This is a genomic window from Candidatus Synechococcus spongiarum, assembly GCF_900047545.1.
GTDB classification, from domain to species: Bacteria; Cyanobacteriota; Cyanobacteriia; order PCC-6307; family Cyanobiaceae; genus Synechococcus_B; species Synechococcus_B spongiarum_C.
The window spans coordinates 1-7,427 of the sequence record NZ_FITM01000084.1; the positions used below are offsets into that span (position 1 = coordinate 1).

The window sequence follows — 7,427 nt, forward strand, 5'->3', positions numbered from 1 at the left end:
TCCACCGGCGGCTTCACGGATTGCCTGCTACAACAGGGCTGCCGGCGCATCTATGGTGTGGACGTGGGCTATGGGCAGGTGGCGTGGCATCTGCGTCAGGATCCGCGTCTGGTGCTCAAAGAACGCTGCAACCTGCGCCACCTCACCCCCTCCATTCTGTATAGACCTGATGACGTCTGGGCCGATTTGGCGGTGGCGGATCTCTCTTTCATTTCCCTGGGTCTGGTTTTACCGCCCCTGAAAGCCCTCCTGAAACCACCTCGGGAGGCAGCCGTGTTGATCAAGCCCCAATTTGAAGTGGGGCGGGGGTTGGTGGGTCGTGGCGGGGTGGTGCGGGATGCCCAGGCACAGGCCGGCGCCATCAAAGCTGTTCAGGCCAAGGCAGACCGCCTCAACTGGTGGGCCGTGGGATTGGCGCCCTCACCCATCAAAGGTGCGGCCGGCAACCAGGAGTACTGGCTCCACCTGATACAGCCCGATCAGGGGAAGGCACGGCGCACTGTTGAGCCGGAACAGGTGGAGGCAACGGTTCAGGCAACTCTTGGCCAGGGCAATGGACAGGCTGCTGGGGGTTGAATCGGAACCTGCTCCTTAGAGAGCAGTGCTGTCCCGGTCACCGGTGCGAATGCGCAACACACTCTCCACGGGCGAGATGAAGATCTTGCCGTCTCCAATCTCACCTGTGCGGGCGGCATTTTTGATGGCATCCACCACTGTTTCCAACTTGTCGTCATTCACCACCACTTCCAGCTTGAGTTTCTGGAGAAATTCAACAGTGAATTCGGAACCACGGTAGCGTTCCACTTGGCCCTTCTGGCGACCAAAGCCACGCACCTCGGTAACCGTCATGCCCACAATACCGGCATTGACCAAGGCAACCTTCACATCATCCAGCTTGAAAGGACGGATAATTGCTTCAACTTTCTTCATGACGTTAGGGAGATTAAAGAACTAGAAATCCAGCGGAGAGAGTAGTCCCAACGACGTGTGCCCAGGCCTGCTCAGGCCGGTGGCAGTGGACTGGAGCACACCACACCAGCGGCGGAACAATCCGAAAGAAATTCGGACAAGGTGTCAGGCTCAAGCTCAACGCACCCGGCAGCCAAAGAGTCCCAGTGACAATTTTCAAAGTGTAGCTGGAGCCACAACATCCCCAGAGCACTATGGACGGAAATTCGCTGGGCAGGGGAAGAAGAGGCGCCAGCAGAGGCTAAAGATGCTGAAGATATGGAAGAAGCCACACCAGCCACCGGGCTCAGGAACAGATCCATCGAGGAAAGTGTTGATTCCTTTGCCATTAAGGGTGTGTGGCCTCTATTTTTCAGTAGCGATGGCTACGGAATTAGGGCTTCAGCGCTTCGGCGATGCGGGTTTCATAGACGGTTCCCCGATAGCTCACCCGCACAGGACGATCCGACAGAACATCGGCCTCGTGTCGAGGAGCCTTGTTGAAATGGATGCCACGGTAGACGTGCTCCACCGGTTGATCGCTGAGATCAGGACGCTGGGTGGTGTCGTAATTAACACCACGATACTTGAGTTGGACCATGAGAGAAACCTCCACAGAACGGGCAGTGCCAGCCATGGACTGGCGAAATCCGCTTTGTTCAAGAGGTGCGTTGCTTCACCGTCGCGGTTTGGCTACTTCCAGCGCACCTGAAACCGGAGCCACGGGTGCGCCCAACGTTTTGTCCTCAGGATCACATGTAGACCTTCTGCGCTGTTCATGGCAAGCACTTTGCGGGTTTATTGGCGAATCTTTAGAAAAATTTCAGAAATGCGGCCGGGTTGTCCGATTGTAGGGTGAACACCACAGCCCCTTCCGGACCAGTTCCTGGACCTTGCCCCGGTATGACAGAGCGCCAAACCACCACGCCTCGCTACGGGGAGCGGGCCATTGCCGCCGCTGAGTTGATCTGCTTCGACAACCCCAACCCTGGCCGCCCCTACCACGTCGCCATTGAGTTGCCGGACTTCACCTGCAAGTGCCCTTTCTCCGGCTATCCCGACTTTGCCGTGTTGCGCCTTTGTTACCAGCCTGGCCCTAAGGTTCTGGAACTCAAGGCCCTCAAGCTGTACGTCAACAGTTGGCGGGACCACTGCATTTCCCACGAAGAGGTGGCCAACCGCATCCTGGACGACTGCGTCGCGGCCTGTTCACCCCGTTGGATGGAGCTGGTGGCTGATTTTTCACCCCGGGGCAACGTTCACACGATGATTACGGTTCACCATGGTCAGCGTCAGTGAGGTCATCCAGTAAGCGCGGCAGTGCATCACCAAAACCCACCACGTCCCGGTTGCTGAGGCCAGCCACGTGAAGGCGGTCCTGGGCTGCAACAGCCCAGAGTTTGCGGCTGGCCAACACACTCAGACAGCCCCCCAGCAGGGCCACAGCAAACCCTGCATAGACCAGAGGGACGCCCGGATCCCGCTTGATTAGCAAGCCACTGGCAGGCAGAATACGGGTGATGCGGATGAGCAGGCCGTCCACCTCCAGCGGGGGCCCGGCAACCCGCAGGACTCCCAGCCTCTCCCCGTTGCTGTCGTACAGCAGCACAGGCCCCTGCTCACTGGCAACGGTGAGTAACACGGGATGAGATCCGTCGGGGCGCATTGGTATGGCGACTCCCCAAACCTGCTCCCCCAGGCTGGGCAGAGGCTGGAGCGGAAACTGCAACTGGGGGCTCCCACCAAGCTGCACCGTCAGGGCGGCCACCTGCCAGTCAGCCTGGTACACCGTTAAACCCCTCAGGCGGGCAGGATGGTTGACGCTGATCTCCACAGGGCGCGTATCGGCCATGGCGGGGGAAGACAACAGCAGTTGAGAGTGGAACTGCTGCGCCTGACCCCGTGCATCCCGATCCACGGAAAACCCTTGCAACCCAATGGCAAGATGGACTTCCCCCTGGCGGTCCACCAGTTCCAAAGTCCGGCCAGGCGCCAAAAAACGCTCCAGTCGTTGTCCCCCCAGTGCGCCCCAGGCGGCGCCGATCATCAATACGATCAAACCCACGTGAACCAGGAGGGGGCCGCTCCGACCAGCGACCACTCCTTTCCTGGCCGCCAGTCGCCCCGGCTTCTCCTGCACCGTCCAGCCCCGTTGCCGCAGAAGCTGGGCCAGGCGCCGCAGGCTTGCGGGGCCCGCCTTCCGTGTGAGTCCAACGCTGTATTGGCTCAATTGGTGGGGATGCTGATGGTCCACCCACCGCAGTCCTGCTTGCAGGGCAGGCCATTGGCGGCGGATGCTGCACGTGGCCAGGGAGGCAGCCAGTAGCGCCAGCAAGGCGAGGAACCACATGCTGGAATAGACGTGATCCAACTGCAGAGCCAGGATGGGGGCCGCTGTCAGCAGTCCCAGCCAGGGTTGAGTGTCGTAGTGGTCGTGATAAGCGCTGGCGGGCTCGTTTTGGGGTAAGGCCGTGCCCAGGACGCTGGCGAGGGCAATGAGCAGCAGCAAGCCGATGGCCAGCCGCAGATCGCCAACCAGGGCAAGCAGTCGTTGCCCGAAACGCAAGGCCTGTGGGGTATTTGAAGCCATGTCTGACGCCATGGCTTCAAGCGGGCAGGGGGAGTTGCGAGAGCAAAAGGATGCTGCCAACCGACACCAGGACGGCGCCGCTGAAGCGGGGAATCCACCGGGTCCAGGCACGGAGCGCCAGCAGCCGGGGCAGGGACGCGGCAGCGGTTCCCACCAGCAGCAGGGGCAACACCTGTCCCACTCCAAAGCCCGCCAACAGCACGGCGCCCAACAGGGGACGGCCGTCACTGCCAATCCAGGCCAGGAGCACAGCCAGAACAGGTGTCGTGCAGGGAGAGGCCGCCAGTCCAAAAGCCAGACCCGCTGCCGTGGGGGTAAGCGCCGCGGGGATGCGGCCATGGATCCACGGCCCTGTCGGCCCTGTGGGCCAAGCCATGGGCAGCAACTCCAGGAGGTTGAGGCCCATGACCACTGCCAGACCAGCCACCAGGGCCGTCGCCAATGCAGGAATTTGACCGTAGATCCGGCCCATGAGGGCACTGAGGAGACCCAGCCCTGTCAGGGTGACAACAACGCCCCCCGCAAACGCGCTACTGCGCTGCCAGGGTCCCAGGGTGCCGGAGTTGGTTCCTGCCAGAAACGCCATGGTCACGGGCAGAAGGGACAGGGAACAGGGTCCCAGGGACGTGAGAAGACCCAAGAGGGTCACCACAGCCAGGCTGAGGGGCCACGGAGCGGTGAGGCTCTGGTTCAGCAGGTGCTCTCCCCAACGAGAAGCATCGGCCAGGCCAAAATCCACTGCAGAGGCCAGTAGGGCCACGACCTTAACCACGCTGATTCTGCTTGAGAGCGTAGCCTTTTTCCGTGCGCTCCAGATTGGCGCGGATGAGGAGTCCTGCCGTGACCAGGCAACTGAGGACGGCGCTCCCCCCATAGCTGAATAAGGGGAAGGGCAGCCCCGTAGTGGGGACGACCCCTGTGGCAACAGCCATGTTGAGAATGGCCTGGCCCACCAGGAGAATGGTGGCCCCACTGGCAACGAGTTGAGACCTTCGATCCAGGCTGGTGCAGGCAACCCGCAGGCCCAGCAAGGCAAACACCAGCAGAAAGCAGAGCAGAAGCAGGCAGCCGAGGAAGCCCAACTCTTCGGCATAGACTGCAAAGATGAAATCCGTGGTGTGAAGGGGAAGGTGGTGGAGTTTCTGGGTTGACAGCGCGAAGCCGGCGCCACTCATGCCCCCTGATCCAATGGCCAGGATGCTTTGGATCAACTGATAGCCGCTACCCGTGGGGTCCGACCACGGGTTCAAGAAGGCAATGATCCGCTGAAGTTGATACGGATTCACCACGAGGCTTGTGACACCTGCCCCCAGGCCCAGCCCGGCGACGCCCATGAGCTGGCCCATGGGCAGGCCGGCAGTAAAGGCCATGAGCCAGAGCAGCAGCCCCAGCAGGGTTGCCGTGCTGAGGTTGGGTTGCCTTAAAATCACAGCCAGGACCACGGCAAAAATACCAATCCAGAACAACCGCTGCACCATCCAGTGGCGCTGCCAATTGGAGAACAGCACGGCGGCCTGGAGAATGACCAAGGGCTTGATCAACTCAGAGGGTTGCATCTGCACAGGGCCGACCACCAGCCAGCGGGATGCGCCGTTGATAGTAATCCCAAAGAAGATGGTCAGCACCAACAGCGCCAGGCCGGCCAGCATGCCTGCGGCGCTCAGGCGCAACCACCGGCGCAGAGGCTGACGGACAATGATCAGGAGCAGGCACCAGCCCATCAGCAGCCAGAACGCCTGGCGCTTGACGTAATACAAACTGTCCCCCAACTTCTGCTGTGCAGACCACCAACTGGCGGATGCCAGAATAAGAAGTCCCACGAGGCTCCAGAGGGCGGTCAGCAGGAGAAGCAGTTGCGCATCCGCAGGCCAGGCGTTGCCCTGGGAGGCGAGCTTTGGCTTGATCATCGCTACCCTTTCTCCAAATCCCGGGCACAGAAAAAGCCTGGCAAAGCCAGGCTTTTATCGGAGTGGCTTGTGGGGGTGGACCAACTCAAAGACCGACGTTGTCCTGTTGGCGACCTGCACAAAGCTCAACCTTGAGGACTTTCCCCCCCTGCTTCTGGATGCGCTGCTGCTCGGCGAACCAACTGTCGTAGGGAACCCACTTGGTGAAGTAGGTGTTTTGCAGTTCCCGCTGGGCGCGGATGTTGCGCTGCGTGGGCAGGCAAGCGGTGATCTTGAAAAGACGCATGAAATCGTTCCTCACTGCAGGATCCGATCCGCCAGGCGCTCAGCCGCCCAGGCCGGAGCAGATGTAGTCAAAGTACACGCCCATCTCCTTGCCGGCATCAGCACCCACCAGGGAGGCGGTGACCTGTTTCATGGCCTGGATGGCCTGCACGGTGGCACCGATGGGCACGCCCAGGGAATTGTAGGTCTCGCGAAGACCGTTGAGAACACGCTCATCCAGGATGGAGGTGTCTCCAGCCAGCATGGCGTAGGTGGAGTACCGCAGATAGTAGTCCATATCGCGGATGCAGGCGGCGTAGCGGCGGGTGGTGTACATGTTGCCGCCGGGGCGGGTGATATCCGAGTAGAGGAGGGCCTTGGCCACGGCATCGCGGACAATGGCGGAAGCATTGGCACTAATTGTCGCAGCCGCCCGCACCCGCAACTGGCCACTGCGGAAGTAGGATTGTAGCTTGGACATGGAGCCGTCGTCCAGGTAAAGCCCTTGGACGTCGGAGGAGTTGATAACAGACGTGATTGCGTCTTGCATGACCTGAGAAGCGTGGGGAATGGAGGAAGGGTCTGAGAAAAATGCGGCGGCCTCAGGACAGGGCGCCAATCACATAGTCAAAGTAAAAGGATGCCTCGTCAGCATCCTGGCCACCAAGGAGAGACAAGGATGCGGACTTCATTTCACGCACCGACTCCACAATGGCGTCCAGGGGAGTGCCCAGAGAACGATACATTTCACGGGCGCCAATGATGCCGATTTCCTCGATGGGAGTGACATCGCCCGAAACAATCCCGTAGGTGACCAGACGCAGATAGTAGTCCATGTCACGCAGACAGGCAGCAGTCATGTCCTCTCCATAGGCATTGCCGCCGGGAGAGATGACGTCAGGGCGCTTCTGGAACAGTTGGCTGCCAGCCTGCTTGACGATGCGCTCGCGATTCTCGCTAAGAGCATTCGCTACTCGCAGCCGCTGGGCGCCGCCAGAGACAAAAGACTTGATTTGATCCAGTTCACCGGGGCTCAAGTAGCGGGCCTCGGCATCGGCGTTGATGATCGAATTGGAGACGATGCTCATTCGGTTCAGCCTCGAAGCGTACGGTCTCTCCTGAGAGGACCAGGGTCAGGGGGATTGGAAAGATTAAGGCAGACTGAACTGATCCGTGGAGGACCAGAAGAGCCACCTTGGCCAATGCCTAAAGGAGATTAGGCGATTCATGGCGGGGGAGCGGTCACGTTCCTGGTTCTGTAACAAATACAAGGCAGGTAACATTTGATGACCATTCCACAGGCCAGCCCAGGCCAGTCGTTGGCTGGTTCCCGTGCCGAACGTCCTGCTGACAACCAAGCCGTATTGCCGGAAATCTCCAGGCTTATGTAACACTTCTTCACGGCAACTCTTCACCAAAAAGGAATGGCAACATACACACAAATGAGCTAGTACAGGCGAGCCCACTTTATTAGCAGAGCACGAAACTTGCCCTGTCTTCATTTAAAGACAACGCTGCTCTGCTGGTTTCCACTCGTTATAGAAATTTTGCCAGTTTCAAAACACTACAATGCTAAGAACTCCTGTCAAAACTACCAGGTTTCAACACAGTAGCGCCTTGACACAGGGCTTGGGGCTACACCAGCCTCAAGGTCGTGGGGTGATGCCTGCAGGGCCCCCATCCAGACGGGCCGTTCGCGTAATCACGGCCTGACTGCG

The 7,427-nt window shown here is 59.9% G+C and carries 11 protein-coding genes; 2 read left to right on the forward strand and 9 right to left on the reverse strand.

What is annotated here, in order from left to right; all coding sequences use genetic code 11:
• A partial coding sequence (locus FLM9_RS03305; protein ID WP_074457249.1) for an SAM-dependent methyltransferase occupies positions 1 to 576 on the forward strand: 576 nt, incomplete at its 5' end.
• Between the two features lie 15 nt (positions 577 to 591).
• On the opposite strand, the gene FLM9_RS03310 is transcribed toward FLM9_RS03305, so the two are convergent.
• From FLM9_RS03310 to FLM9_RS03320, 3 genes are all read right to left on the reverse strand, one after another.
• Positions 592 to 930: a P-II family nitrogen regulator gene (locus tag FLM9_RS03310; protein ID WP_074457250.1), complete on the reverse strand. Its 339-nt coding sequence runs from the start codon at positions 928 to 930 to the stop codon at positions 592 to 594.
• 71 nt (positions 931 to 1,001) lie between these two features.
• Positions 1,002 to 1,298 (reverse strand): hypothetical protein, encoded by a 297-nt coding sequence (locus tag FLM9_RS08845; protein WP_143324580.1) that lies wholly within the window; start codon positions 1,296 to 1,298, stop codon positions 1,002 to 1,004.
• Positions 1,299 to 1,342: 44 nt separating this feature from the next.
• Positions 1,343 to 1,585: a DUF4278 domain-containing protein gene (locus FLM9_RS03320; RefSeq protein WP_081340164.1), complete on the reverse strand. Its 243-nt coding sequence runs from the start codon at positions 1,583 to 1,585 to the stop codon at positions 1,343 to 1,345.
• Between the two features lie 266 nt (positions 1,586 to 1,851).
• Between FLM9_RS03320 and queF the strand changes: the two genes are divergently transcribed.
• Positions 1,852 to 2,247, forward strand: a complete 396-nt coding sequence (gene queF / locus FLM9_RS03325; protein ID WP_074457251.1) for a preQ(1) synthase — start codon at positions 1,852 to 1,854, stop codon at positions 2,245 to 2,247.
• Here the strand turns inward: queF and FLM9_RS03330 are convergent.
• The 6 genes from FLM9_RS03330 to apcA all read right to left on the reverse strand — a co-directional run bounded on the left by FLM9_RS03330 (position 2,219) and on the right by apcA (position 6,797).
• A complete protein-coding gene (locus FLM9_RS03330) occupies positions 2,219 to 3,550 on the reverse strand; it encodes a cytochrome c biogenesis ResB family protein (protein ID WP_257242987.1) in 1,332 nt (443 codons plus the stop codon). The genes queF and FLM9_RS03330 overlap by 29 nt on opposite strands.
• Positions 3,551 to 3,554: 4 nt before the next feature.
• Complete coding sequence (locus FLM9_RS03335; protein WP_257242988.1) at positions 3,555 to 4,310, reverse strand: cytochrome c biogenesis protein CcdA; 756 nt, start codon at positions 4,308 to 4,310, stop codon at positions 3,555 to 3,557.
• Positions 4,303 to 5,445 (reverse strand): FtsW/RodA/SpoVE family cell cycle protein, encoded by a 1,143-nt coding sequence (locus FLM9_RS03340; protein WP_074457253.1) that lies wholly within the window; start codon positions 5,443 to 5,445, stop codon positions 4,303 to 4,305. Before FLM9_RS03340 ends, FLM9_RS03335 begins: the two co-directional genes overlap by 8 nt.
• Positions 5,446 to 5,530: 85 nt before the next feature.
• Entirely contained in the window at positions 5,531 to 5,731 is a 201-nt protein-coding gene (locus tag FLM9_RS03345) for a phycobilisome linker polypeptide (RefSeq protein WP_074457254.1), read from the reverse strand.
• 39 nt (positions 5,732 to 5,770) lie between these two features.
• Entirely contained in the window at positions 5,771 to 6,259 is a 489-nt protein-coding gene (apcB, locus tag FLM9_RS03350; RefSeq protein WP_074457255.1) for an allophycocyanin subunit beta, read from the reverse strand.
• 52 nt (positions 6,260 to 6,311) lie between these two features.
• Complete coding sequence (gene apcA / locus FLM9_RS03355; protein WP_074457256.1) at positions 6,312 to 6,797, reverse strand: allophycocyanin subunit alpha; 486 nt, start codon at positions 6,795 to 6,797, stop codon at positions 6,312 to 6,314.
• Between the last annotated feature and the right edge of the window lie 630 nt (positions 6,798 to 7,427).